Raw genomic sequence first — 25,024 nt, forward strand, 5'->3', positions numbered from 1 at the left:
GCCTCTGTCGTTTCCTTTCTCTGTTTTTGTCCGTGGAATGAACAATGGAAGTCAACAAAAAGCAGCTGGCTGACATTTTCGGTGCGAGCATCCGTACCATTCAGAACTGGCAGGAGCAGGGAATGCCCGTTCTGCGAGGTGGCGGGAAGGGTAATGAGGTGCTTTATGACTCTGCCGCCGTCATAAAATGGTATGCCGAAAGGGATGCTGAAATTGAGAACGAAAAGCTGCGCCGGGAGGTTGAAGAACTGCGGCAGGCCAGCGAGACAGATCTGCAGCCAGGGACTATTGAGTACGAACGCCATCGACTTACGCGTGCGCAGGCCGACGCACAGGAGCTGAAAAATGCCAGAGACTCCGCTGAAGTGGTGGAAACCGCATTCTGTACTTTCGTGCTGTCGCGGATCGCAGGTGAAATTGCCAGTATTCTCGACGGGATCCCCCTGTCGGTGCAGCGGCGTTTTCCGGAACTGGAAAACCGACATGTTGATTTCCTGAAACGGGATATCATCAAAGCCATGAACAAAGCAGCCGCGCTGGATGAACTGATACCGGGGTTGCTGAGTGAATATATCGAACAGTCAGGTTAACAGGCTGCGGCATTTTGTCCGCGCCGGGCTTCGCTCACTGTTCCGGCCGGAGCCACAGACCGCCGTTGAATGGGCGGATGCCAATTACTATCTCCCGAAAGAATCCGCATACCAGGAAGGGCGCTGGGAAACACTGCCCTTTCAGCGGGCCATCATGAATGCGATGGGCAGCGACTACATCCGTGAGGTGAATGTGGTGAAGTCTGCCCGTGTTGGTTATTCCAAAATGCTGCTGGGTGTTTATGCCTACTTCATAGAGCATAAGCAGCGCAACACCCTTATCTGGTTGCCGACGGATGGTGATGCCGAGAACTTTATGAAAACCCACGTTGAGCCGACCATCCGCGATATTCCGTCGCTGCTGGCGCTGGCCCCGTGGTATGGCAAAAAGCACCGGGATAACACGCTCACCATGAAGCGTTTCACCAATGGGCGTGGCTTCTGGTGCCTGGGCGGTAAAGCGGCAAAAAACTACCGTGAAAAGTCGGTGGATGTGGCGGGTTATGATGAACTTGCTGCTTTTGATGATGATATTGAACAGGAAGGCTCTCCGACGTTCCTGGGTGACAAGCGTATTGAAGGCTCGGTCTGGCCAAAGTCCATCCGTGGCTCCACGCCCAAAGTGAGAGGCACCTGCCAGATTGAGCGTGCAGCCAGTGAATCCCCGCATTTTATGCGTTTTCATGTTGCCTGCCCGCACTGCGGGGAGGAGCAGTACCTTAAATTTGGCGATAAAGAGACGCCGTTTGGCCTCAAATGGACGCCGGATGATCCCTCCAGCGTGTTTTATCTCTGCGAGCATAATGCCTGCGTCATCCGCCAGCAGGAGCTGGACTTTACTGATGCCCGTTATATCTGCGAAAAGACCGGGATCTGGACCCGTGATGGCATTCTCTGGTTTTCGTCATCCGGTGAAGAGATTGAGCCGCCGGACAGTGTGACCTTTCACATCTGGACGGCGTACAGCCCGTTCACCACCTGGGTGCAGATTGTCAAAGACTGGATGAAAACGAAAGGGGATACGGGAAAACGTAAAACCTTCGTGAACACCACGCTCGGTGAGACATGGGAAGCGAAAATCGGCGAACGTCCGGATGCTGAGGTGATGGCGGAGCGGAAAGAGCATTATTCAGCGCCCGTTCCTGACCGTGTGGCTTACCTGACTGCCGGTATCGACTCCCAACTGGATCGCTACGAAATGCGCGTATGGGGATGGGGGCCGGGTGAGGAAAGCTGGCTGATTGACCGGCAGATTATTATGGGCCGCCACGATGATGAACAGACGCTGCTGCGTGTGGATGAGGCCATCAATAAAACCTATATCCGCCGGAATGGTGCAGAAATGTCGGTATCCCGTATCTGCTGGGATACTGGCGGGATTGACCCGACCATTGTGTATGAACGCTCGAAAAAGCATGGGCTGTTCCGGGTGATCCCCATTAAAGGGGCATCCGTCTACGGAAAGCCTGTGGCCAGCATGCCACGTAAGCGAAACAAAAACGGGGTTTACCTTACCGAAATTGGTACGGATACCGCGAAAGAGCAGATTTATAACCGCTTCACACTGACGCCGGAAGGGGATGAACCGCTTCCCGGTGCCGTTCACTTCCCGAATAACCCGGATATTTTTGATCTGACCGAAGCGCAGCAGCTGACTGCTGAAGAGCAGGTCGAAAAATGGGTGGATGGCAGGAAAAAAATACTGTGGGACAGCAAAAAGCGACGCAATGAGGCGCTCGACTGCTTCGTTTATGCGCTGGCGGCGCTGCGCATCAGTATTTCCCGCTGGCAGCTGGATCTCAGTGCACTGCTGGCGAGCCTGCAGGAAGAGGATGGTGCAGCAACCAACAAGAAAACACTGGCAGATTACGCCCGTGCCTTATCCGGAGAGGATGAATGACGCGACAGGAAGAACTTGCCGCTGCCCGTGCGGCACTGCATGACCTGATGACAGGTAAACGGGTGGCAACGGTACAGAAAGACGGACGGCGAGTGGAGTTTACGGCCACTTCCGTGTCTGACCTGAAAAAATACATTGCGGAGCTGGAAGTGCAGACCGGCATGACACAGCGACGCAGGGGACCTGCAGGATTTTATGTATGAAAACGTCCACCATTCCCACCCTTCTGGGGCCGGACGGCATGACATCGCTGCGTGAATATGCCGGTTATCACGGCGGTGGCAGCGGATTTGGTGGGCAGTTGCGGGCGTGGAACCCACCGGGTGAAAGTGTGGATGCAGCCCTGCTGCCCAACTTTACCCGTGGCAATGCCCGCGCAGACGATCTGGTACGCAATAACGGCTATGCCGCCAACGCCATCCAGTTGCATCAGGATCATATCGTCGGGTCTTTTTTCCGGCTCAGTCATCGCCCAAGCTGGCGCTATCTGGGCATCGGGGAGGAAGAAGCCCGTGCCTTTTCCCGCGAGGTTGAAGCGGCATGGAAAGAGTTTGCCGAGGATGACTGCTGCTGCATTGACGTTGAGCGAAAACGCACGTTTACCATGATGATTCGGGAAGGTGTGGCCATGCACGCCTTTAACGGTGAACTGTTCGTTCAGGCCACCTGGGATACCAGTCCCTCGCGACTGTTCCGGACACAGTTCCGGATGGTCAGCCCGAAGCGTATCAGCAACCCGAACAATACCGGCGACAGCCGGAACTGCCGTGCCGGTGTGCAGATTAATGACAGCGGCGCGGCGCTGGGATATTACGTCAGCGAGGACGGCTATCCTGGCTGGATGCCGCAGAAATGGACATGGATACCCCGTGAGTTACCCGGCGGGCGCGCCTCGTTCATTCACGTTTTTGAACCCGTGGAGGACGGGCAGACCCGCGGTGCAAATGTGTTTTACAGCGTGATGGAGCAGATGAAGATGCTCGACACGCTGCAGAACACGCAGCTGCAGAGCGCCATTGTGAAGGCGATGTATGCCGCCACCATTGAGAGTGAGCTGGATACGCAGTCAGCGATGGATTTTATTCTGGGCGCGAACAGTCAGGAGCAGCGGGACAGGCTGACCGGCTGGATTGGTGAAATTGCCGCGTATTACGCCGCAGCACCGGTCCGGCTGGGAGGCGCAAAAGTGCCGCACCTGATGCCGGGGGACTCACTGAACCTGCAGACGGCTCAGGACACGGATAACGGCTACTCCGTGTTTGAGCAGTCACTGTTGCGGTATATCGCTGCCGGGCTGGGTGTCTCGTATGAGCAACTTTCCCGGAATTACGCCCAGATGAGCTACTCCACGGCACGGGCCAGTGCGAACGAGTCGTGGGCGTACTTTATGGGGCGGCGAAAATTCGTCGCATCCCGTCAGGCGAGCCAGATGTTTCTGTGCTGGCTGGAAGAGGCCATCGTTCGCCGCGTGGTGACGTTACCTTCAAAAGCGCGCTTCAGTTTTCAGGAAGCCCGCAGTGCCTGGGGGAACTGCGACTGGATAGGCTCCGGTCGTATGGCCATCGATGGTCTGAAAGAAGTTCAGGAAGCGGTGATGCTGATAGAAGCCGGACTGAGCACCTACGAGAAAGAGTGCGCGAAACGCGGTGACGACTATCAGGAAATTTTTGCCCAGCAGGTCCGTGAAACGATGGAGCGCCGCGCAGCCGGTCTTAAACCGCCCGCCTGGGCGGCTGCAGCATTTGAATCCGGGCTGCGACAATCAACAGAGGAGGAGAAGAGTGACAGCAGAGCTGCGTAATCTCCCGCATATTGCCAGCATGGCCTTTAATGAGCCGCTGATGCTTGAACCCGCCTATGCGCGGGTTTTCTTTTGTGCGCTTGCAGGCCAGCTTGGGATCAGCCGCCTGACGGATGCGGTGTCCGGCGACAGCCTGACTGCCCAGGAGGCACTCGCGACGCTGGCATTATCCGGTGATGATGACGGACCACGACAGGCCCGCAGTTATCAGGTCATGAACGGCATCGCCGTGCTGCCGGTGTCCGGCACGCTGGTCAGCCGGACGCGGGCGCTGCAGCCGTACTCGGGGATGACCGGTTACAACGGCATTATCGCCCGTCTGCAACAGGCTGCCAGCGACCCGATGGTGGACGGCATTCTGCTCGATATGGACACGCCAGGCGGAATGGTGGCGGGGGCATTTGACTGCGCTGACATCATCGCCCGTGTGCGTGACATAAAACCGGTATGGGCGCTTGCCAACGACATGAACTGCAGTGCAGGTCAGCTGCTTGCCAGCGCCGCCTCCCGGCGTCTGGTCACGCAGACCGCCCGGACAGGCTCCATCGGCGTCATGATGGCTCACAGTAATTACGGTGCTGCCCTGGAGAAACAGGGTGTGGAAATCACGCTGATTTACAGCGGCAGCCATAAGGTGGATGGCAATCCCTACAGCCATCTTCCGGATGACGTCCGGGAGACACTGCAGTCCCGGATGGACGCAACCCGCCAGATGTTTGCGCAGAAGGTGTCGGCATATACCGGCCTGTCTGTGCAGGCTGTGCTGGATACCGAGGCTGCAGTGTACAGCGGTCAGGAGGCCATTGATGCCGGACTGGCTGATGAACTTGTTAACAGCACCGATGCGATCACCGTCATGCGTGATGCACTGGATGCGCGTAAATCCCGTCTCTCAGGAGGGCGAATGACCAAAGAGACTCAATCAACAACTGTTTCAGCCACTGCTTCGCAGGCTGACGTTACTGACGTGGTGCCAGCGACGGAGGGCGAAAACGCCAGCGCGGCGCAGCCGGACGTGAACGCGCAGATCACCGCTGCGGTTGCGGCAGAAAACAGCCGCATTATGGGGATCCTCAACTGTGAGGAGGCTCACGGACGCGAAGAACAGGCCCGCGTGCTGGCAGAAACCCCCGGTATGACCGTGGAAACGGCCCGCCGCATTCTGGCCGCAGCACCACAGAGTGCACAGGCGCGCAGTGACACTGCGCTGGATCGTCTGATGCAGGGGGCACCGGCACCGCTGGCTGCAGGTAACCCGGCATCTGATGCCGTTAACGATTTGCTGAACACACCAGTGTAAGGGATGTTTATGACGAGCAAAGAAACCTTTACCCATTACCAGCCGCTGGGCAACAGTGACCCGGCTCATACCGCAACCGCGCCCGGCGGATTGAGTGCGAAAGCGCCTGCAATGACCCCGCTGATGCTGGACACCTCCACCCGTAAGCTGGTTGCGTGGGATGGCACCACCGACGGTGCTGCCGTTGGCATTCTTGCAGTTGCTGCTGACCAGACCAGCACCACACTGACGTTCTACAAGTCCGGCACGTTCCGTTATGAGGATGTGCTCTGGCCGGAGGCTGCCAGCGACGAGACGAAAAAACGGACCGCGTTTGCCGGAACGGCAATCAGCATCGTTTAACCTTACCCTTCATCACTAAAGGCCGCCTGTGCGGCTTTTTTTACGGGATTTTTTTATGTCGATGTACACAACCGCCCAGCTGCTGGCGGCAAATGAGAAGAAATTTAAGTTTGATCCGCTGTTTCTGCGTCTCTTTTTCCGTGAGAGCTATCCCTTCACCACGGAGAAAGTCTATCTCTCACAAATTCCGGGACTGGTAAACATGGCGCTGTACGTTTCGCCGATTGTTTCCGGTGAGGTTATCCGCTCCCGTGGCGGCTCCACCTCTGAATTTACACCGGGATATGTCAAGCCCAAGCATGAGGTGAATCCGCAGATGACCCTGCGTCGCCTGCCGGATGAAGATCCACAGAATCTGGCGGACCCGGCTTACCGCCGCCGTCGCATCATCCTGCAGAACATGCGAGACGAAGAGCTGGCCATTGCTCAGGTCGAAGAGATGCAGGCAGTTTCTGCCGTGCTTAAGGGCAAATACACCATGACCGGTGAAGCCTTCGATCCGGTTGAAGTGGATATGGGGCGCAGTGAGGCAAATAACATCACGCAGTCCGGCGGTACGGAGTGGAGCAAGCGTGACAAGTCCACGTATGACCCGACCGACGATATCGAAGCCTACGCGCTGAACGCCAGCGGTGTGGTGAATATCATCGTGTTTGATCCGAAAGGCTGGGCGCTGTTCCGTTCCTTCAAAGCCGTCAAGGAGAAGCTGGATACCCGTCGCGGCTCTAATTCCGAGCTGGAGACAGCGGTAAAAGACCTGGGCGAAGCGGTGTCCTATAAGGGGATGTATGGCGATACGGCGATCGTCGTGTATTCCGGACAGTACGTGGAAAACGACGTCAAAAAGAACTTCCTTCCGGACAACACGATGGTGCTGGGGAACACTCAGGCACGCGGTCTGCGCACCTATGGCTGCATTCAGGATGCGGACGCACAGCGCGAAGGTATTAACGCCTCTGCCCGCTACCCGAAAAACTGGGTGACCACCGGCGATCCGGCGCGTGAGTTCACCATGATTCAGTCAGCACCGCTGATGCTGCTGGCTGACCCTGATGCGTTCGTGTCCGTACAACTGGCGTAATCATGGCCCTTCGGGGCCATTTTCTCTCTGTGGAGGAGTCCATGACGAAAGATGAACTGATTGCCCGTCTCCGGTCGCTGGGTGAGCAACTGAACCGTGATGTCAGCCTGACGGGGACGAAAGAAGAACTGGCGCTCCGTGTGGCAGAGCTGGAAGAAGAGCTTGATGACACGGGCGACACTGCCGGTCAGGATACCCCTCTCAGCCCGGAAAATGTGCTGACCGGACATGAAAATGAGGTTGTATCAGCGCAGCCGGATACCGTGACTGATACGGCTGATCTGGTCACGGTTGTGGCACTGGTGACGCTGCATACTGATGCACTTCACGCCACGCGGGATGAGGCTGTGGCATTTGTGCTGCCGGGAACGGCGTTTCGTGTCTCTGTCGTTGTGGCAGCCGAAATGACAGAACGTGGCCTGGCCAGAATGCAATAACGGGAGGCGCTGTGGCTGATTTCGATAACCTGTTCGATGCTGCCATTGCCCGCGCCGATGAAACGATACGCGGGTACATGGGAACGTCAGCCACCATGACATCCGGTGAGCAGTCCGGCGCAGTAATACGTGGTGTTTTTGATGACCCTGAAAATATCAGCTATGCCGGACAGGGCGTGCGCGTTGAAGGCTCCAGCCCGTCCCTGTTTGTCCGGACTGATGATGTGCGGCAACTGCGGCGTGGAGACACGCTGACCATCGGTGAGGAAAACTTCTGGGTAGATCGGGTTACGCCGGATGATGGCGGAAGCTGTCATCTCTGGCTTGGGCGGGGGGTACCGCCTGCCGTTAACCGTCGCCGCTGAAAGGGGGATGTATGGCCATAAAAGGTCTTGAGCAGGCCGTTGAAAACCTCAGCCGTATCAGCAAAACGGCGGTGCCTGGTGCCGCCGCAATGGCCATTAACCGCGTTGCTTCATCCGCGATATCGCAGTCGGCGTCACAGGTTGCCCGTGAGACAAAGGTGCGCCGGAAACTGGTAAAGGAAAGGGCCAGGCTGAAAAGGGCCACGGTCAAAAATCCGCAGGCCAGAATCAAAGTTAACCGGGGGGATTTGCCCGTAATCAAGCTGGGTAACGCGCGGGTTGTCCTGTCCCGACGCAGGCGTCGTAAAAAGGGGCAGCGTTCAGCCCTGAAAGGTGGCGGCAGCGTGCTTGTGGTGGGAAACCGTCGTATTCCCGGCGCGTTTATTCAGCAACTGAAAAACGGCCGGTGGCATGTTATGCAGCGTGTGGCCGGGAAAAACCGTTACCCCATTGATGTAGTGAAAATCCCGATGGCGGTGCCGCTGACCACGGCGTTTAAACAGAATATTGAACGGATACGGCGTGAACGTCTTCCGAAAGAGCTGGGCTATGCGCTGCAGCATCAACTGAGAATGGTAATAAAGCGATGAAACATACTGAACTCCGTGCAGCCGTACTGGATGCACTGGAGAAGCATGACACCGGGGCGACGTTTTTTGATGGTCGCCCCGCTGTTTTTGATGAGGCGGATTTTCCGGCAGTTGCCGTTTATCTCACCGGCGCTGAATACACGGGCGAAGAGCTGGACAGCGATACCTGGCAGGCGGAGCTGCATATCGAAGTTTTCCTGCCTGCTCAGGTGCCGGATTCAGAGCTGGATGCGTGGATGGAGTCCCGGATTTATCCGGTGATGAGTGATATCCCGGCACTGTCAGATTTGATCACCAGTATGGTGGCCAGCGGCTATGACTACCGGCGCGACGATGATGCGGGCCTGTGGAGTTCAGCCGATATGACTTATGTCATTACCTATGAAATGTGAGGACGATATGCCTGTACCAAATCCAGCAATACCGGTGAAAGGGGCCGGGACCACCCTGTGGGTTTATAAGGGGAACGGTGACCCTTATGCGAACCCGCTTTCAGACGTTGACTGGTCGCGTCTGGCTAAAGTTAAAGACCTGACGCCCGGCGAACTGACCGCTGAGTCCTATGACGACAGCTATCTCGATGATGAAGATGCAGACTGGACCGCGACCGGGCAGGGGCAGAAATCTGCCGGAGATACCAGCTTCACGCTGGCGTGGATGCCCGGAGAGCAGGGGCAGCAGGCGCTGCTGGCGTGGTTTAATGAAGGCGATACCCGTGCCTATAAAATCCGCTTCCCGAACGGCACGGTCGATGTGTTCCGTGGCTGGGTCAGCAGTATCGGTAAGGCGGTGACGGCGAAGGAAGTGATCACCCGTACGGTGAAAGTCACCAATGTGGGACGTCCGTCGATGGCAGAAGATCGCAGCACGGTAACAGCGGCAACCGGTATGACCGTGACGCCAGCCAGCGCTTCCGTAGTGAAAGGGAAGAGCACCACGCTGACCGTGGCATTCCAGCCGGAAGGCGCAACCGACAAGAGCTTCCGTGCGGTGTCAGCGGATAAAACAAAAGCCACCGTGTCGGTCAGTGGTATGACCATCACCGTGAATGGCGTTGCTGCAGGTAAGGTCAACATTCCGGTCGTATCCGGTAATGGTGAGTTTGCTGCGGTTGCAGAAATCACCGTCACCGCCAGTTAATCCGGAGAGTCAGAGATGTTCCTGAAAACCGAATCATTTGAACATAACGGTGTGACCGTCACGCTTTCTGAACTGTCAGCCCTGCAGCGTATTGAGCATCTCGCCCTGATGAAACGGCAGGCAGAACAGGCGGAGTCAGACAGCAACCGGAAGTTTACTGTGGAAGACGCCATCAGAACCGGCGCGTTTCTGGTGGCGATGTCCCTGTGGCATAACCATCCGCAGAAGACGCAGATGCCGTCCATGAATGAAGCCGTTAAACAGATTGAGCAGGAAGTGCTTACCACCTGGCCCACGGAGGCAATTTCTCATGCTGAAAACGTGGTGTACCGGCTGTCTGGTATGTATGAGTTTGTTGTGAATAATACCCCTGAACAGACAGAGGACGCCGGGCCTGCAGAGCCTGTTTCTGCGGGAAAGTGTTCGACGGTGAGCTGAGTTTTGCCCTGAAACTGGCGCGTGAGATGGGGCGACCCGACTGGCGTGCCATGCTTGCCGGGATGTCATCCACGGAGTATGCCGACTGGCACCGCTTTTACAGTACCCATTATTTTCATGATGTTCTGCTGGATATGCACTTTTCCGGGCTGACGTACACCGTGCTCAGCCTGTTTTTCAGCGATCCGGATATGCATCCGCTGGATTTCAGTCTGCTGAACCGGCGCGAGGCTGACGAAGAGCCTGAAGATGATGTGCTGATGCAGAAAGCGGCAGGGCTTGCCGGAGGCGTTCGTTTTGGCCCGGACGGGAATGAAGTTATCCCCGCTTCCCCGGATGTGGCGGACATGACGGAGGATGACGTAATGCTGATGACAGTATCAGAAGGGATCGCAGGAGGAGTCCGGTATGGCTGAACCGGTAGGCGATCTGGTCGTTGATTTAAGTCTGGATGCGGCCAGATTTGACGAGCAGATGGCCAGAGTCAGGCGTCATTTTTCCGGTACGGAAACTGATGCGAAAAAAACAGCGGCAGTCGTTGAACAGTCGCTGAGCCGACAGGCGCTGGCTGCACAGAAAGCGGGGATTTCCGTCGGACAGTATAAAGCCGCCATGCGTATGCTTCCTGCACAGTTCACCGACGTGGCCACGCAGCTTGCAGGCGGGCAAAGTCCGTGGCTGATCCTGCTGCAACAGGGTGGTCAGGTTAAGGACTCCTTCGGCGGGATGATCCCCATGTTCAGGGGGCTTGCCGGTGCGATCACCCTGCCGATGGTCGGGGCCACCTCGCTGGCGGTGGCGACCGGTGCGCTGGCGTATGCCTGGTATCAGGGCAACTCAACCCTGTCCGATTTCAACAAAACGCTGGTCCTTTCCGGCAATCAGGCGGGACTGACGGCAGATCGTATTCTGGTCCTGTCCAGAGCCGGGCAGGCGGCAGGGCTGACGTTTAACCAGACCAGCGAGTCACTCAGCGCACTGGTTAAGGCGGGGGTAAGCGGTGAGGCTCAGATTGCGTCCATCAGCCAGAGTGTGGCGCGTTTCTCCTCTGCATCCGGTGTGGAGGTGGACAAGGTCGCTGAAGCCTTCGGGAAGCTGACCACAGACCCGACGTCGGGGTTGACGGCGATGGCACGCCAGTTCCATAACGTGACGGCGGAACAGATTGCGTATGTTGCTCAGTTGCAGCGTTCCGGCGATGAAGCCGGGGCATTGCAGGCGGCGAACGAGGCCGCAACGAAAGGGTTTGATGACCAGACCCGACGCCTGAAAGAGAACATGGGCACGCTGGAAACCTGGGCAGACAGGACAGCACGGGCATTCAAATCCATGTGGGATGCGGTGCTGGATATTGGTCGTCCTGATACCGCTCAGGAGATGCTGATTAAGGCAGAGGCTGCGTTTAAGAAAGCGGACGACATCTGGAATCTGCGCAAGGATGATTATTTTGTTAACGATGAAGCGCGGGCGCGTTACTGGGATGACCGTGAAAAGGCCCGTCTTGCGCTTAAAGCCGCCCGAAAGAAGGCTGAACAGCAGAGTCAACAGGACAAAAATGCGCAGCAGCAGAGCGATACCGAAGCGTCACGGCTGAAATATACCGAAGAGGCGCAGAAGGCTTACGAACGGCTGCAGACACCGCTGGAGAAATATACCGCCCGTCAGGAAGAACTGAACAAGGCACTGAAAGACGGGAAAATCCTGCAGGCAGATTACAACACGCTGATGGCGGCGGCGAAAAAGGATTATGAAGCGACGCTGAAAAAGCCGAAACAGTCCGGCGTGAAGGTGTCTGCGGGCGATCGTCAGGAAGACAGTGCTCATGCTGCCCTGCTGACGCTTCAGGCAGAACTCCGGACGCTGGAGAAGCATGCCGGAGCGAATGAGAAAATCAGCCAGCAGCGCCGGGATTTGTGGAAGGCGGAAAATCAGTTCGCGGTACTGGAGGAGGCGGCACAACGTCGCCAGCTATCCGCACAGGAGAAATCCCTGCTGGCGCATAAAGATGAGACGCTGGAGTACAAACGCCAGCTGGCTGTACTTGGCGATAAGGTCACGTATCAGGAGCACCTGAATGCGCTGGCGCAGCAGGCGGATAAGTTCGCACAGCAACAACGGGCAAAACGGGCAGCCATTGAGGCGAAAAACCGGGGGCTTACTGACCGGCAGGCAGCGCGGGAAGCCACAGAACAGCGCCTGAAGGAACAGTATGGCGATAATTCGCTGGCGCTGAATAACGTCATGTCAGAGCAGAAAAAGACCTGGGCGGCTGAAGACCAGCTTCGCGGGAGCTGGATGGCAGGCCTCAAGTCCGGCTGGAGTGAGTGGGAAGAGAGCGCCACGGACAGTATGTCGCAGGTTAAAAGTGCAGCCACGCAGACCTTTGATGGTATTGCGCAGAATATGGCGGCGATGCTGACCGGCAGTGAACAGAACTGGCGCAGCTTCACCCGCTCCGTGCTGTCCATGATGACAGAAATTCTGCTTAAGCAGGCAATGGTGGGGATTGTCGGGAGTATCGGCAGCGCCATTGGCGGGGCTGTTGGTGGCGGCGCATCAGCGTCAGGCGGTACAGCCATTCAGGCAGTTGCGGCGAAATTCCATTTTGCGACCGGAGGATTTACGGGAACCGGCGGCAAATATGAGCCAGCGGGGATTGTTCACCGTGGTGAATTTGTCTTCACTAAGGAGGCAACCAGCCGGATTGGCGTGGGGAATCTCTACCGGCTGATGCGCGGCTATGCCACCGGCGGTTATGTCGGTACACCGGGCAGCATGGCGGACAGCCGCTCGCAGGCGTCCGGGAAGTTTGAGCAGAATAACCATGTGGTGATTAACAACGACGGCACGAACGGTCAGATAGGGCCACAGGCGCTGAAGGCGGTTTATGACGTAGCCCGTAAGGCGGCAATGGATGTTGTGACCGGGCAGATGCGCGATGGTGGTCTGTTCTCCGGAGGTGGACGATGAAAACCTTCCGCTGGAAAGTGAAACCCGGTATGGATGTGGCTTCGGCCCCTTCCGTAAGAAAGGTGCGCTTTGGTGATGGCTATTCTCAGCGAGCGCCTGCCGGGCTGAATGCCGACCTGAAAACGTACAGCGTGACGCTTTCTGTTCCCCGTTGGGAGGCCACGGCGCTTGAGTCGTTTCTGGCTGAGCACGGGGGCTGGAAATCCTTTCTGTGGACGCCGCCTTATGAGTGGCGGCAGATAAAGGTGACCTGCGCAAAATGGTCGTCGCGGGTCAGTATGCTGCGTGTTGAGTTCAGCGCAGAGTTTGAACAGGTGGTGAACTGATGCAGGATATCCGGCAGGAAACACTGAATGAATGCACCCGTGCGGAGCAGTCGGCCAGCGTGGTGCTCTGGGAAATCGATCTGACAGAGGTCGGTGGAGAACGTTATTTTTTCTGTAATGAGCAGAACGAAAAAGGTGAGCCGGTCACCTGGCAGGGGCGACAGTATCAGCCGTATCCCATTCAGGGGAGCGGTTTTGAACTGAATGGCAAAGGCACCAGTACGCGCCCCACGCTGACGGTCTCTAACCTGCACGGCATGGTCACCGGTATGGCGGAAGACCTGCAGAGTCTGGTCGGCGGAACGGTGGTCCGGCGTAAGGTTTACGCCCGTTTTCTGGATGCGGTGAACTTCGTTAACGGAAACAGCGACGCCGATCCGGAGCAGGAGGTGATCAGCCGCTGGCGCATCGAACAGTGCAGCGAACTGAGCGCGGTGAGTGCCTCTTTTGTACTGTCCACGCCGACTGAAACGGATGGTGCTGTTTTTCCGGGGCGCATCATGCTGGCTAATACCTGCACCTGGACCTATCGCGGTGATGAGTGCGGTTATCACGGTCCGGCTGTCGCGGATGAATATGACCAGCCGACGTCCGATATCACGAAGGATAAATGCAGCAAATGCCTGAGTGGTTGTAAGTTTCGCAATAACGTCGGCAACTTTGGCGGCTTCCTTTCCATTAACAAACTTTCGCAGTAAATCCCATGACAGAGACAGAATCAGCGATTCTGGCGCACGCCCGACGATGTGCGCCAGCGGAGTCGTGCGGCTTCGTGGTGAGAACGCCGGAGGGGGAAAGATATTTTCCCTGCGTGAATATCTCCGGTGAGCCGGAGGAGTATTTCCGGATGTCGCCGGAGGACTGGCTGCAGGCAGAGATGCAGGGTGAGATTGTGGCGCTGGTCCACAGCCATCCCGGTGGTCTGCCCTGGCTGAGTGAAGCCGACCGGCGGCTGCAGGTGCAGAGTGATTTACCGTGGTGGCTGGTCTGCCGCGGGGAGATTCATAAATTCCGCTGTGTGCCGTATCTCATCGGGCGGCGCTTTGAGCACGGGGTGACGGACTGTTACACGCTGTTCCGGGACGCTTACCATCTGGCGGGGATTGAGATGCCGGATTTTCACCGCGAGGATGACTGGTGGCGTAACGGTCAGAATCTCTATCTGGATAATCTGGAGGCCACAGGGCTGTATCAGGTGCCGTTGTCAGCGGCGCAGCCGGGCGATGTGCTGCTGTGCTGTTTTGGTTCATCGGTGCCGAATCATGCCGCCATTTACTGCGGCGACGGCGAGCTGTTGCACCATATTCCTGAACAACTGAGCAAACGAGAGAGGTATACCGACAAATGGCAGCGACGCACACACTCCCTCTGGCGTCACCGGGCATGGCACGCATCTGCCTTTACGGGGATTTACAACGATTTGGCCGCCGCATCGACCTTCGTGTGAAAACGGGGGCTGAAGCCATCCGCGCACTGGCCACACAGCTCCCGGTGTTTCGTCAGAAACTGAGCGACGGCTGGTATCAGGTACGGATTTCCGGGCGGGACGTCAGCACGTCCGGATTGACGGCGCAGTTACATGAGACTCTGCCTGACGGCGCTGTGATTCATATTGTTCCCAGAGTCGCCGGGGCCAAGTCAGGGGGCGTATTCCAGATTGTTCTGGGGGCTGCCGCCATTGCCGGATCATTCTTTACTGCCGGAGCCACCCTTGCAGCATGGGGGGCAGCCATTGGGGCCGGTGGTATGACCAGTATCCTGTTTTCTCTCGGTGCCAGTATGGTACTTGGTGGTGTGGCGCAGATGCTGGCACCGAAAGCCAGAACTCCCCGTACACAGACAACGGATAACGGTAAGCAGAACACCTATTTCTCCTCACTGGATAACATGGTTGCCCTGGGCAATGTTCTGCCGGTTCTGTACGGTGAAATGAGCGTGGGGTCACGCGTGGTTTCTCAGGAGATCAGCACGGCAGACGAAGGGGATGGTGGTCAGATTGTGGTGATTGGTCGCTGATGCAAAATGTTTTATGTGAAACCGCCTCCGGGCGGTTTTATCGTTTATGGAGCATGACGAATGGGTAAAGGCAGCAGTAAGGGGCATATCCCGCGCGAAGCGAAGGACAACCTGAAGTCCACGCAGCTGCTGAGTGTGATCGATGCCATCAGCGAAGGGCCGGTTGAAGGTCCGGTGGATGGATTAAAAAGCGTGCTGCTGAACAGTACGCCGGTGCTGGACAGTGAGGGGAATACCAATATATCCGGCGTCACGGTGGTGTTCCGGGCCGGTGAGCAGGAGCAGACACCGCCGGAGGGATTTGAATCCTCCGGCTCCGAGACGGTGCTCGGTACAGAAGTGAAATATGACACGCCGATCACCCGGACCATCACGTCGGCAAACATTGACCGTCTGCGTTTTACTTTCGGCGTGCAGGCACTGGTGGAAACCACCTCAAAGGGGGACAGGAATCCATCGGAAGTCCGCCTGCTGGTTCAGATACAACGTAACGGTGGCTGGGTGACGGAAAAAGACATCACCATTAAGGGTAAAACCACTTCACAGTATCTGGCCTCGGTGGTGGTGGATAACCTGCCGCCGCGCCCGTTCAGTATCCGGATGCGCAGGATGACGCCGGACAGCACCACAGACCAGCTGCAGAACAAAACGCTCTGGTCGTCATACACCGAAATTATCGATGTGAAACAGTGCTACCCGAACACGGCACTGGTCGGCGTGCAGGTGGACTCGGAGCAGTTCGGCAGCCAGCAGGTGAGCCGTAATTATCATCTTCGCGGGCGCATTCTGCAGGTGCCGTCGAACTATAACCCGCAGACGCGGCAATACAGCGGTATCTGGGACGGAACGTTTAAGCCGGCATACAGCAACAACCCGGCCTGGTGTCTGTGGGATATGCTGACCCACCCGCGCTACGGCATGGGGAAACGTCTTGGTGCGGCGGATGTGGATAAATGGGCGCTGTATGTCATCGGCCAGTACTGCGACCAGTCAGTGCCGGACGGTTTTGGCGGCACGGAGCCGCGCATCACCTGTAATGCCTACCTGACCACGCAGCGTAAGGCGTGGGATGTGCTCAGTGATTTCTGCTCGGCGATGCGCTGTATGCCGGTATGGAACGGGCAGACGCTGACGTTCGTGCAGGACCGGCCATCAGATAAGGTGTGGACCTATAACCGCAGTAATGTGGTGATGCCGGATGATGGCGCGCCGTTCCGCTACAGCTTCAGCGCCCTGAAGGACCGCCATAATGCCGTTGAGGTGAACTGGATTGACCCGAACAACGGCTGGGAGACGGCGACAGAGCTTGTTGAAGATACGCAGGCCATTGCCCGTTACGGTCGTAATGTCACGAAGATGGATGCCTTTGGCTGTACCAGCCGGGGGCAGGCACACCGCGCCGGGCTGTGGCTGATTAAAACGGAACTGCTGGAGACGCAGACCGTGGATTTCAGCGTGGGTGCTGAAGGGCTTCGCCATGTACCGGGCGATGTCATTGAAATCTGCGATGATGACTATGCCGGTATCAGCACCGGTGGTCGCGTGCTGGCGGTGAACAGCCAGACCCGGACGCTGACGCTCGACCGTGAAATCACGCTGCCATCCTCCGGTACCACGCTGATAAGCCTGGTTGACGGAAGTGGTAATCCGGTCAGCGTGGAGGTTCAGTCCGTCACCGACGGACTTAAGGTGAAAGTGAACCGGGTTCCTGACGGCGTTGCAGAATACAGTGTGTGGGGGCTGAAGTTGCCGACGTTGCGTCAGCGCCTGTTCCGCTGTGTGAGTATCCGTGAGAACGATGACGGCACGTATGCCATCACTGCCGTGCAGCATGTACCGGAAAAAGAAGCCATCGTGGATAACGGGGCGCACTTTGACGGCGACCAGAGCGGCACGGTGAATGGTGTCACGCCGCCAGCGGTGCAGCACCTGACCGCCGAAGTCACCGCAGACAGCGGGGAATATCAGGTGCTGGCGCGCTGGGACACGCCGAAGGTGGTGAAGGGCGTGAGCTTCCTGCTCCGTCTGACCGTAACAGCGGATGACGGCAGTGAGCGGCTGGTCAGCACGGCCCGGACGACGGAAACCACATACCGCTTCACGCAACTGGCGCCAGGGAACTACAGGCTGACAGTCCGGGCGGTAAATGCGTGGGGGCAGCAGGGCGATCCGGCGTCGGTATCGTTCCGGATTGCCGCACCGGCAGCACCGTCGAGGATTGAGCTGACGCCGGGCTATTTTCAGATAACCGCCACGCCGCATCTTGCCGTTTATGACCCGACGGTACAGTTTGAGTTCTGGTTCTCGGAAAAGCGGATTACCGATATCAGGCAGGTTGAAACCACAGCCCGCTATCTTGGTACGGCGCTGTACTGGATAGCCGCCAGTATCAATATCAAACCGGGCCATGATTATTACTTTTATATCCGCAGTGTGAACACCGTTGGCAAATCGGCATTTGTGGAGGCTGTTGGCCAGCCGAGTGATGATGCATCCGGCTATCTGGATTTTTTCAAAGGAGAGATAGGGAAAACCCATCTGGCTCAGGAGTTGTGGACGCAGATTGATAACGGTCAGCTTGCGCCTGACCTGGCTGAAATCAGGACGTCCATTACGGATGTCAGCAATGAAATCACGCAGACCGTCAATAAGAAACTGGAAGACCAGAGTGCAGCGATCCAGCAGATACAGAAGGTTCAGGTTGATACAAATAATAACCTGAACAGCATGTGGGCTGTGAAGCTGCAGCAGATGCAGGACGGACGCCTTTATATCGCGGGTATTGGTGCCGGTATTGAGAATACCCCTGACGGTATGCAGAGTCAGGTGCTGCTGGCGGCGGACAGGATTGCGATGATTAATCCTGCGAATGGCAATACAAAGCCGATGTTTGTTGGTCAGGGCGATCAGATATTTATGAATGAAGTGTTCCTGAAATATCTGACGGCTCCCACCATTACCAGCGGCGGTAATCCTCCGGCATTTTCCCTGACACCGGACGGGCGGCTGACGGCGAAAAATGCGGATATCAGCGGTAACGTGAACGCGAACTCCGGGACGCTCAACAATGTCACGATTAATCAGAACTGCCGGATTCTGGGAAAACTGTCAGCCAACCAGATTGAAGGCGATATTGTTAAAACGGTGGGAAAAGCCTTTCCGAGAAATAGCAGTTATGCCAGCGGTACAATAACGGTCACGGTGTACGATGACCAGGCTTTTGACCGTCAGATAGTAATCCCCCCGTTCTGTTTCGCGGTGGTAAGCATGAAAACTTCAACAGCAACAACCAACAGTCATACTGGTATTCAACCTGTAAGCTGCAGGTGCTGAAGAACGGACAGGAAATCTTTCAGCAACCCGCGACGGATGTCAGCAGGGTATTTTCATCAGTCATTGATATGCCTGCCGGACACGGCCATGTCACCCTGACTTTCAATGTTTCTTCATATGGTGCAAATAACTGGACGCCAACGACCAGTATCAGCGACCTTCTTGTTGTCGTGATGAAGAAATCAACAGCCGGCATCAGTATCAGTTGAATTTTAAAACCCAAATTCGGGCACCAGAAATGGTGCCTTTTTTATTTGTGGAGTGAATATGGCAGTACAGATTTCAGGTGTGCTGAAAGACGGTGCAGGAAAACCGATACAGAACTGCACCATTCAGCTCAAAGCAAAACGTAACAGCACCACAGTTGTGGTGAACACGGTGGCCTCAGAAAATCCGGATGAAGCCGGACGTTACAGCATGGATGTTGAGTATGGCCAGTACAGCGTCGCCCTGCTGGTTGAAGGTTTTCCGCCTTCACATGCCGGGACCATCACCGTGTATGAGGATTCTAAGCCGGGGACATTGAATGATTTTCTGGGCGCTGCAACAGAAGATGATGTTCGTCCGGAGGCACTGTATCGTTTTGAAAAGATGGTGGAAGAGGCGGCACGCAACGCTGAAGCCGCCTCTCAGAGCGCAGCGGCAGCAAAGAAATCAGAAACAGCAGCGGCATCGTCCAGGAACGCGGCGAAAACATCAGAGACGAATACAGGTAACAGCGCGAAAGCGGCAGCTTCTTCAAAAACAGCCGCACAAAATGCAGCAACAGCGGCAGAACATTCAGAGACAAATGCCCGTGCGTCAGAGGAAGCCTCCGCAGACAGTGAAGAGGCTTCCCGCCGTAATGCAGAGTCAGCCGCTGAAAATGCCGGAATCGCCACCACAAAAGCGCGGGAGGCCGCAGCAGACGCAACAAAGGCCGGGCAGAAAAAGGATGAGGCTCTGTCGGCAGCGACACGAGCAGAAAAGGCGGCAGACCGCGCAGAAGCCGCAGCGGAAGTGACTGCAGAGCCCTATGCGAATATAGTGCCGCCGCTGCCTGATGTATGGATACCGTTTAACGATACACTGGATATGATTACGGGGTTTTCGCCATCATATAAAAAGATTGTTATTGGTGACGATGAAATAACAATGCCAGGCGACAAGATTGTTAAGTTTAAACGTGCTTCAACAGCAACGTATATTAATAAGTCCGGCCAACTCAAGCTTGCTGAAGTTGATGAACCGCGATTTGAGCGCGATGGCTTATTGATTGAAGGACAGAGGACAAATTATCTGAGGAACTCAAATAAACCAGACTCATGGACTGTTCATTCCGCACTGAATAAAACATTTGGCACTGATAAACAGGGGTTCAATTATGCCACGGTGACACCCACGGAAAGTATAGTGGGAACAACAGGTGGCTATACTGTGCATGGTGTGGTTGCAGCAGACAGATTCCCGCTGGCAAGTGGTGAATGTTTCACTTTTTCGTGCCGGGTTAAAGGCGCTAAAGCACGATGCAGGTTAAGAGTTTCAGTTATTATTGGTGGAACAGATACCTTCTCTGCTGACTCTTATCTTGATCTGGATACCCGGATCGCAACAGTAAGCGGTAATACATCCCTTATAACAGCCAAAGCTGAACAACAGGGCGAGTGGACCTACTATGAGGCCACTTATACAGCTAATACGGACATTGATACCGTTAACTGTGCTTTTTATATGACAAATAAAATAAGTAATGAGCCATTCTATGATGACTCAACATTAACCATGACGACGCCGCAAATTGAACTGGGCAATACGGCATCGTCATTTATTGTAACTACAATGCCAACAACACGCGCAAGTGATGTGGTTACTATCCCATCGCAGAATAACCTGTCAACACGGCCTTTTACGGTATTGTGCGAAGTAAGCAGGAACTGGAGTACACCGCCCAATGTTGCGCCAAGGATATTTGATGTTGGAGGGCACAGTATTGATGATAATTATTTATCGCTGGGGTTTGTTTCAACAGGAAAGATAAGCGCCAACGTAGGAATGGTTCAGCCACAAATTGCCTCAGATGGAGAAAGGTTCATTGTGGGTGTGAGAGCTAAATCTGATTTATCAGTAAATGCAATATGCAATGGTAATTATACAACAAACCTTAATGGTAAAATATTTGGAGTTACAGCAACATCGTACCGGTTTGGTGGGCAGACCGCAGCAGGAACGCGTCATTTGTTTGGACACATCAGAAATTTCAGAGTCTGGTTTAAAGAATTAAATGACAGGCAAATCAAGGAGGCAGTATGAAAGATTTAACTTTGAAATTTCCTGGAAACAGAGAGTTTAAATCCTTCCTGTCATCTCTTGACTGGGAGGAAGATGAAGACCTCCAGAATAAACTGTTAGTCGATGAAATTGGTTTCACCTACACAGAAACAGGGGTAACTGAAGAGGGAGAACCTGTCTGTATCCGGAATGACGGTTATTTTGTCAACATTCGCATTCTTGATGACTTGTTTGATGTTTCTGTATTCTCTGATTATGTCGTGGAGCTGGAAACACCGCTTCGGGAATGGAGCTGAAAGGAGGAAATAATGGATATAAGCCCCTTACTTCATGCACTTTGTGCTGTGGCTGCGCAGATACTGGTTGGTCTTTTTACCGGAAACTGGGCTTACGGAGCGATAGCTGGTTGTACGTTCTTCATTGCGCGTGAACACACCCAGGCAGAATATCGCTGGATTGAAATGTTCGGACATGGCAAGCGTATGAATATGCCGTGGTGGGGCGGTTTTGATCCGCGAGCTTGGGATGTGGCAAGCCTGATGGATTTTGCTGTGCCGGTGGTGGCGTGTCTGCTGGTCTGGCTGTTGGTTAATCGTGGGTGAAAAAAGGTGAGCTGTATATGCAACGGAGGAAGAAACCCCGTTGCTGGAAGCCAGGAAAAAGTATCGGGTGTTGCTAAACCGTGTGGACACTTCCGTAGCACCAGATATCGAGTGGCTTATTCAACCATAATAAACAGTATGTATATCATAGGTTATTAATTGTGAGTTTTTTCGGTGTGTTATTTGTTTGTTTGATGTTATGCTTTTGCGCCCCAAAAGGTTGTTTAGATGTATTTTATCAATTGATTTTCAATATCGTTTAATAAAGAAAAATTAAGCAAGCTGGATGTTGGTTTTTTGTTAATTGAATGGTTCTAATAATGTTTTTTTACTGTTGTTGAATGTGACTTGATAAGAAATGCAAGTAAAAATGATACTCTTTTTATTTTAAATTCAAACGGTTGACATATATATAGCAAGAGGTTTCAGGTGCGTTGTAGTGAGTTTATGTTAATAAAAAGCATAGTAATCGTTGAAAAAATGTAACTTTGAAATACGTTAGAATAAAAAACAATATACATATAATAATTTAATCTTAAATGAAATTTATTAAAATTTGCAAACTATAATTTTGTGTATAAAAATATAAATGCACATCATCCTGATTATGATTGTGTATTTAATTGGTTGTTATTTGACTACTATCAACTTGTTTTAATTTTATGATAGGTGCAAGATGGATTATGTTTGCTCCGTAGTTTTCATCTGTCAATCATTTGATTTAATTATAAACAGGAGAGTTATCTCGTTCAAAAAAAATTCATTGTTTATTGTAAGCGACAAAATTAGAAGAGAGTTACCAGTATGCCCCTCTAAACTAAGAGTTGTTGATATAGATAAGAAAACATGTTTATCCTTTTTTATCGACGTGAATAATGAGTTGCCTGGCAAATTTACTCTTGATAAGAATGGCTATATTGCTGAAGAGGAACCTCCATTATCGCTTGTTTTTTCTCTGTTTGAAGGGATTAAAATAGCAGACTCACACTCCCTTTGGTTAAAAGAAAGACTATGTATATCCTTACTTGCCATGTTCAAAAAACGCGAAAGTGTAAATTCATTTATACTAACAAATATAAATACATTTACCTGTAAAATTACTGGAATAATCAGTTTTAATATTGAGCGGCAATGGCATTTAAAAGATATTGCGGAATTGATTTATACGAGTGAAAGTTTAATAAAAAAAAGATTAAGGGATGAAGGAACGTCATTTACTGAAATATTGAGAGATACTAGGATGAGGTATGCAAAAAAACTCATAACTTCAAACTCTTATTCTATCAATGTCGTAGCCCAGAAATGTGGCTATAACAGTACTTCATATTTCATATGTGCATTTAAAGATTATTATGGTGTCACGCCATCTCATTATTTTGAGAAAATAATCGGCGTCACAGATGGAATAAACAAAACAATTGACTGATAATATTTATTACAAGTTGTCTACATGTTAATTATAATATTATACAGCGTGTTTTTTGATGTGATATTCTGGAACCATTAATTTGTAATTGGGTTGCTGTCGCCTATTTTATACACACTATAATTGATGGTTTTCTATGTGATTTAGTTAATAACCTTCTGGGTTTATTTTAAGGGTTAATTGTTACATTGAAATGGCTAGTTATTCCCCGGGGCGATTTTCACCTCGGGGAAATTTTAGTTGGCGTTCTTAAAATGTGTACTTAAGACCAGCAGTAGTGATGAAGTTATAGTTTTCTATGCCTGCTCCATTTTTGCTGTAGTCTGAAGTGTTATTATTGTGATCATAAAGTGAAGTATTACCTTTTTTATTCGTAACCCGATTCCATGCGCCTTCAACATAAACTTTTGCGTTAGGTGTGACGTAATAACCTGCATTGACTGCAACAGAATAGTAATTTTGGTCTTTGACCTTACTGCGATAAGTGATTCTTTTTCCCGGGTCATAGTGTTCATCGTTATCAGATGATTCCACCCAGCCGCTGTATTTAAATGTGCCACCTAGCTCAAAATCTTCATAACGATAACTTCCAGTCAAGCCAATGTAGGGCATTTTAAAACGTTGTTTGTAGCCGATTGCTCTTTCTCCATTCGGGAAGGAGCCGATATCATCTCTGAATCCCTCCTCAGAACTGTAGATATAGGAACCACCTCTGGCTGTAAAGCTATAACGGCTTTCCTGATATCCGGCCATGAGTCCCAGGCGGTAATTGGGTTCGTTGAGGAGCCAGCCTTTGATATTCAGATCAAATTCGTTGGCATAATTGAGTTGTGTATCAGGATGTCTACTTTCATCCGTCCAGGTTCCGGGGTTACTGGAATCCATCCAGTCCTGATCGACCATATTGCCACCTCGGCTGCCGAGTGTTGTCCAACCAGCAGCCCCGATAGATATCTGAGGCATCAAATCCCAATTAATTGCACCTTTAATAATTGCAGCGTTATTGAATTTCCAGTCAAGTTGACTGACTTTTCGGCTTCCTTCTTCGGCTAGATAAACACGCTCTTTTGTTTTTCCGCTCAGAGTTCCAAGACTAATGTCCGCATTTATGTTGTCAGGAGTAAACGATAAAGTCTCGGTAGAAGCAAAAGAGTTGATCGCAATAGGGGTTGTCAGGACTATTCCCAGAAGTTTCGCCCGCATAAAAGTTCTCCATTCAATCGTTTTAATGATTGAATATGTATTTTTTATATCTAACTTAATGAGTCAATTACATATTGCTCCACTGTTTATATTTTGTTTAGTATTGAATGATTATCACAATGCGCTATCTGTTTTTGGTTTAATTATCTGTTATTGTTTCATATTGCGGTTTTACTGTGTGGTTTTTTTATGATTTTGTGGTGCTTTTATCTATTTAAGTGCCATGCCTTTAGAGGCATATAAGCGAAAATAGCATGAGGTTTATCCTCAATTACTATGTTTTTTAGTACAAAAAAGAGGGACAAAACTGAGACACATAAGGCCTCACAAAGGTCTGCAAGGCCTCACATGTATTGAGATGTTAATAAAATGTAGGCTTGTAATTTTGATATAAATGGTAGATAAAACCTTTCCCCAAAATAAAAACGAACGTCAATGAAATCAAACGGTTGAATAAAGTTGATTTTGGCTAATAAAAAGACAATAAAATAATTTTTATCATTAAATATCAATGAATTGAACTTAATGTTTTTATATACTGCTGCGCCATATGGGTTGGGTTGAAGCGGCTGACTTAATTGTTAAAGGTATGGAAGGCGCAATTAACGCTAAGACCGTAACCTATGACTTCGAACGTCTGATGGAAGGCGCTAAGCTGCTGAAATGTTCAGAGTTTGGTGATGCGATCATCAAAAATATGTAATCACTACATGTGTTAAATATTGTAACGGGCGTATAACACGCCCGTTGTTTTATGTAAGTTTGCTAACGGTTATCAAAATAAGTTATCAAAACCTCTTAGTTGTTTGGGGTCGGTTGGTCAGTCAGATGACAGTTCTACGGCCAGGTTCCTATTAGACATTCCTCTATTTGGTGGACGCTCGTTAATATTTAGA

General features: G+C 52.7%; 23 protein-coding genes and 4 pseudogenes. 26 read left to right on the top strand and 1 reads right to left on the bottom strand.

The features are described from left to right. Positions 1-44 precede the first annotated feature (44 nt). From A1SC_RS18735 to appY, 25 genes and pseudogenes are all read left to right on the top strand, one after another. Positions 45-590 (top strand): DNA-packaging protein, encoded by a 546-nt coding sequence (locus tag A1SC_RS18735; protein ID WP_000453587.1) that lies wholly within the window; start codon positions 45-47, stop codon positions 588-590. Beyond that, positions 565-2,490 carry a phage terminase large subunit family protein gene (locus A1SC_RS18730; RefSeq protein ID WP_001027289.1) on the top strand — a complete coding sequence of 642 codons (1,926 nt, stop codon included), beginning with the start codon at positions 565-567 and terminating at the stop codon, positions 2,488-2,490. Before A1SC_RS18735 ends, A1SC_RS18730 begins: the two co-directional genes overlap by 26 nt. Further along, positions 2,487-2,693, top strand: coding sequence for a phage head-tail joining protein (locus A1SC_RS18725; protein ID WP_000198149.1), 207 nt, complete (start codon positions 2,487-2,489; stop codon positions 2,691-2,693). Before A1SC_RS18730 ends, A1SC_RS18725 begins: the two co-directional genes overlap by 4 nt. Continuing rightward, on the top strand, positions 2,690-4,291 hold the full coding sequence (locus A1SC_RS18720; protein ID WP_010379329.1) for a phage portal protein: 1,602 nt from the start codon (positions 2,690-2,692) through the stop codon (positions 4,289-4,291). Before A1SC_RS18725 ends, A1SC_RS18720 begins: the two co-directional genes overlap by 4 nt. Beyond that, positions 4,272-5,591, top strand: coding sequence for a S49 family peptidase (locus A1SC_RS18715; RefSeq protein WP_000123305.1), 1,320 nt, complete (start codon positions 4,272-4,274; stop codon positions 5,589-5,591). Before A1SC_RS18720 ends, A1SC_RS18715 begins: the two co-directional genes overlap by 20 nt. A 9-nt stretch (positions 5,592-5,600) precedes the next feature. Continuing rightward, positions 5,601-5,933, top strand: coding sequence for a head decoration protein (locus tag A1SC_RS18710; RefSeq protein WP_001299443.1), 333 nt, complete (start codon positions 5,601-5,603; stop codon positions 5,931-5,933). Between the two features lie 55 nt (positions 5,934-5,988). After that, a complete protein-coding gene (locus tag A1SC_RS18705; protein ID WP_000063216.1) occupies positions 5,989-7,014 on the top strand; it encodes a major capsid protein in 1,026 nt (341 codons plus the stop codon). Between the two features lie 41 nt (positions 7,015-7,055). Continuing rightward, positions 7,056-7,451: a DNA-packaging protein FI gene (locus tag A1SC_RS18700; RefSeq protein WP_000158917.1), complete on the top strand. Its 396-nt coding sequence runs from the start codon at positions 7,056-7,058 to the stop codon at positions 7,449-7,451. A gap of 11 nt (positions 7,452-7,462) precedes the next feature. After that, positions 7,463-7,816 carry a head-tail joining protein gene (locus A1SC_RS18695; RefSeq protein ID WP_000753001.1) on the top strand — a complete coding sequence of 118 codons (354 nt, stop codon included), beginning with the start codon at positions 7,463-7,465 and terminating at the stop codon, positions 7,814-7,816. An 11-nt stretch (positions 7,817-7,827) separates the two neighbouring features. Then, positions 7,828-8,406, top strand: a complete 579-nt coding sequence (locus A1SC_RS18690; protein ID WP_000975067.1) for a phage tail protein — start codon at positions 7,828-7,830, stop codon at positions 8,404-8,406. Next, the gene (locus A1SC_RS18685; protein WP_000683106.1) at positions 8,403-8,798 is read left to right on the top strand and encodes a phage minor tail U family protein; all 396 of its coding nucleotides are present in this window, start codon (positions 8,403-8,405) and stop codon (positions 8,796-8,798) included. Before A1SC_RS18690 ends, A1SC_RS18685 begins: the two co-directional genes overlap by 4 nt. A 7-nt stretch (positions 8,799-8,805) precedes the next feature. Then, positions 8,806-9,546 (top strand): phage tail protein, encoded by a 741-nt coding sequence (locus A1SC_RS18680; protein ID WP_016261932.1) that lies wholly within the window; start codon positions 8,806-8,808, stop codon positions 9,544-9,546. 15 nt (positions 9,547-9,561) lie between these two features. Next, the gene (gpG, locus tag A1SC_RS18675) at positions 9,562-9,984 is read left to right on the top strand and encodes a phage tail assembly chaperone G (protein WP_000479155.1); all 423 of its coding nucleotides are present in this window, start codon (positions 9,562-9,564) and stop codon (positions 9,982-9,984) included. Then, positions 9,966-10,400: a phage tail assembly protein T gene (locus A1SC_RS18670; protein ID WP_000459457.1), complete on the top strand. Its 435-nt coding sequence runs from the start codon at positions 9,966-9,968 to the stop codon at positions 10,398-10,400. The genes gpG and A1SC_RS18670 overlap by 19 nt, the downstream gene beginning before the upstream one ends. Beyond that, a complete protein-coding gene (locus tag A1SC_RS18665) occupies positions 10,393-12,954 on the top strand; it encodes a phage tail tape measure protein (RefSeq protein ID WP_016261933.1) in 2,562 nt (853 codons plus the stop codon). The genes A1SC_RS18670 and A1SC_RS18665 overlap by 8 nt, the downstream gene beginning before the upstream one ends. Next, a complete protein-coding gene (locus tag A1SC_RS18660; protein WP_000847332.1) occupies positions 12,951-13,280 on the top strand; it encodes a phage tail protein in 330 nt (109 codons plus the stop codon). The genes A1SC_RS18665 and A1SC_RS18660 overlap by 4 nt, the downstream gene beginning before the upstream one ends. Further along, entirely contained in the window at positions 13,280-13,978 is a 699-nt protein-coding gene (locus A1SC_RS18655) for a phage minor tail protein L (RefSeq protein ID WP_001152574.1), read from the top strand. Before A1SC_RS18660 ends, A1SC_RS18655 begins: the two co-directional genes overlap by 1 nt. Before the next feature lie 5 nt (positions 13,979-13,983). Further along, entirely contained in the window at positions 13,984-14,727 is a 744-nt protein-coding gene (locus tag A1SC_RS18650) for a C40 family peptidase (RefSeq protein WP_032141264.1), read from the top strand. Next, on the top strand, positions 14,724-15,296 hold the full coding sequence (locus A1SC_RS18645; protein ID WP_016261934.1) for a tail assembly protein: 573 nt from the start codon (positions 14,724-14,726) through the stop codon (positions 15,294-15,296). The genes A1SC_RS18650 and A1SC_RS18645 overlap by 4 nt, the downstream gene beginning before the upstream one ends. Before the next feature lie 60 nt (positions 15,297-15,356). Next, positions 15,357-18,838: pseudogene (locus A1SC_RS18640) on the top strand (host specificity protein J). Positions 18,839-18,896: 58 nt separating this feature from the next. Next, a pseudogene (locus tag A1SC_RS26150) lies at positions 18,897-19,260 on the top strand (prophage tail fiber N-terminal domain-containing protein); the annotation flags it as partial. Between the two features lie 1,654 nt (positions 19,261-20,914). Further along, positions 20,915-21,193: a hypothetical protein gene (locus tag A1SC_RS18630; protein WP_000654170.1), complete on the top strand. Its 279-nt coding sequence runs from the start codon at positions 20,915-20,917 to the stop codon at positions 21,191-21,193. Between the two features lie 12 nt (positions 21,194-21,205). Then, positions 21,206-21,499, top strand: coding sequence for a hypothetical protein (locus tag A1SC_RS18625; RefSeq protein ID WP_000355360.1), 294 nt, complete (start codon positions 21,206-21,208; stop codon positions 21,497-21,499). A gap of 19 nt (positions 21,500-21,518) precedes the next feature. Beyond that, a pseudogene (locus A1SC_RS0121180) lies at positions 21,519-21,629 on the top strand (tail fiber assembly protein); the annotation flags it as partial. Positions 21,630-22,175: 546 nt separating this feature from the next. After that, positions 22,176-22,925 (top strand): DNA-binding transcriptional activator AppY, encoded by a 750-nt coding sequence (gene appY, locus A1SC_RS18620; RefSeq protein ID WP_016261937.1) that lies wholly within the window; start codon positions 22,176-22,178, stop codon positions 22,923-22,925. Positions 22,926-23,174: 249 nt separating this feature from the next. Here appY and ompT read toward each other — a convergent pair whose 3' ends face one another. Beyond that, positions 23,175-24,128 carry an omptin family outer membrane protease OmpT gene (gene ompT, locus A1SC_RS18615; RefSeq protein WP_001201818.1) on the bottom strand — a complete coding sequence of 318 codons (954 nt, stop codon included), beginning with the start codon at positions 24,126-24,128 and terminating at the stop codon, positions 23,175-23,177. Between the two features lie 535 nt (positions 24,129-24,663). Between ompT and A1SC_RS23050 the strand changes: the two are divergent. Beyond that, a pseudogene (locus A1SC_RS23050) lies at positions 24,664-24,831 on the top strand (NADP-dependent isocitrate dehydrogenase); the annotation flags it as partial. Positions 24,832-25,024: the final 193 nt, after the last annotated feature.

Origin of the sequence: Escherichia sp. KTE52 (assembly GCF_000408325.1) — a bacterium.
Taxonomy (GTDB): domain Bacteria; phylum Pseudomonadota; class Gammaproteobacteria; order Enterobacterales; family Enterobacteriaceae; genus Escherichia; species Escherichia marmotae.

What these genes read in the sequence shown, in the direction of transcription:
- A1SC_RS18630 (WP_000654170.1), top strand. Translation starts at nt 20,915, where the DNA reads ATGAAAGATTTAACTTTGAAATTTCCTGGAAACAGAGAGTTTAAATCC.
- A1SC_RS18705 (WP_000063216.1), top strand. Translation starts at nt 5,989, where the DNA reads ATGTCGATGTACACAACCGCCCAGCTGCTGGCGGCAAATGAGAAGAAA.
- A1SC_RS18650 (WP_032141264.1), top strand. Translation starts at nt 13,984, where the DNA reads ATGACAGAGACAGAATCAGCGATTCTGGCGCACGCCCGACGATGTGCG.
- A1SC_RS18725 (WP_000198149.1), top strand. Translation starts at nt 2,487, where the DNA reads ATGACGCGACAGGAAGAACTTGCCGCTGCCCGTGCGGCACTGCATGAC.
- ompT (WP_001201818.1), bottom strand. Translation starts at nt 24,128, where the DNA reads ATGCGGGCGAAACTTCTGGGAATAGTCCTGACAACCCCTATTGCGATC.
- appY (WP_016261937.1), top strand. Translation starts at nt 22,176, where the DNA reads ATGGATTATGTTTGCTCCGTAGTTTTCATCTGTCAATCATTTGATTTA.
- gpG (WP_000479155.1), top strand. Translation starts at nt 9,562, where the DNA reads ATGTTCCTGAAAACCGAATCATTTGAACATAACGGTGTGACCGTCACG.
- A1SC_RS18625 (WP_000355360.1), top strand. Translation starts at nt 21,206, where the DNA reads ATGGATATAAGCCCCTTACTTCATGCACTTTGTGCTGTGGCTGCGCAG.
- A1SC_RS18660 (WP_000847332.1), top strand. Translation starts at nt 12,951, where the DNA reads ATGAAAACCTTCCGCTGGAAAGTGAAACCCGGTATGGATGTGGCTTCG.
- A1SC_RS18720 (WP_010379329.1), top strand. Translation starts at nt 2,690, where the DNA reads ATGAAAACGTCCACCATTCCCACCCTTCTGGGGCCGGACGGCATGACA.
- A1SC_RS18655 (WP_001152574.1), top strand. Translation starts at nt 13,280, where the DNA reads ATGCAGGATATCCGGCAGGAAACACTGAATGAATGCACCCGTGCGGAG.
- A1SC_RS18680 (WP_016261932.1), top strand. Translation starts at nt 8,806, where the DNA reads ATGCCTGTACCAAATCCAGCAATACCGGTGAAAGGGGCCGGGACCACC.
- A1SC_RS18690 (WP_000975067.1), top strand. Translation starts at nt 7,828, where the DNA reads ATGGCCATAAAAGGTCTTGAGCAGGCCGTTGAAAACCTCAGCCGTATC.
- A1SC_RS18685 (WP_000683106.1), top strand. Translation starts at nt 8,403, where the DNA reads ATGAAACATACTGAACTCCGTGCAGCCGTACTGGATGCACTGGAGAAG.
- A1SC_RS18665 (WP_016261933.1), top strand. Translation starts at nt 10,393, where the DNA reads ATGGCTGAACCGGTAGGCGATCTGGTCGTTGATTTAAGTCTGGATGCG.
- A1SC_RS18735 (WP_000453587.1), top strand. Translation starts at nt 45, where the DNA reads ATGGAAGTCAACAAAAAGCAGCTGGCTGACATTTTCGGTGCGAGCATC.
- A1SC_RS18700 (WP_000158917.1), top strand. Translation starts at nt 7,056, where the DNA reads ATGACGAAAGATGAACTGATTGCCCGTCTCCGGTCGCTGGGTGAGCAA.
- A1SC_RS18710 (WP_001299443.1), top strand. Translation starts at nt 5,601, where the DNA reads ATGACGAGCAAAGAAACCTTTACCCATTACCAGCCGCTGGGCAACAGT.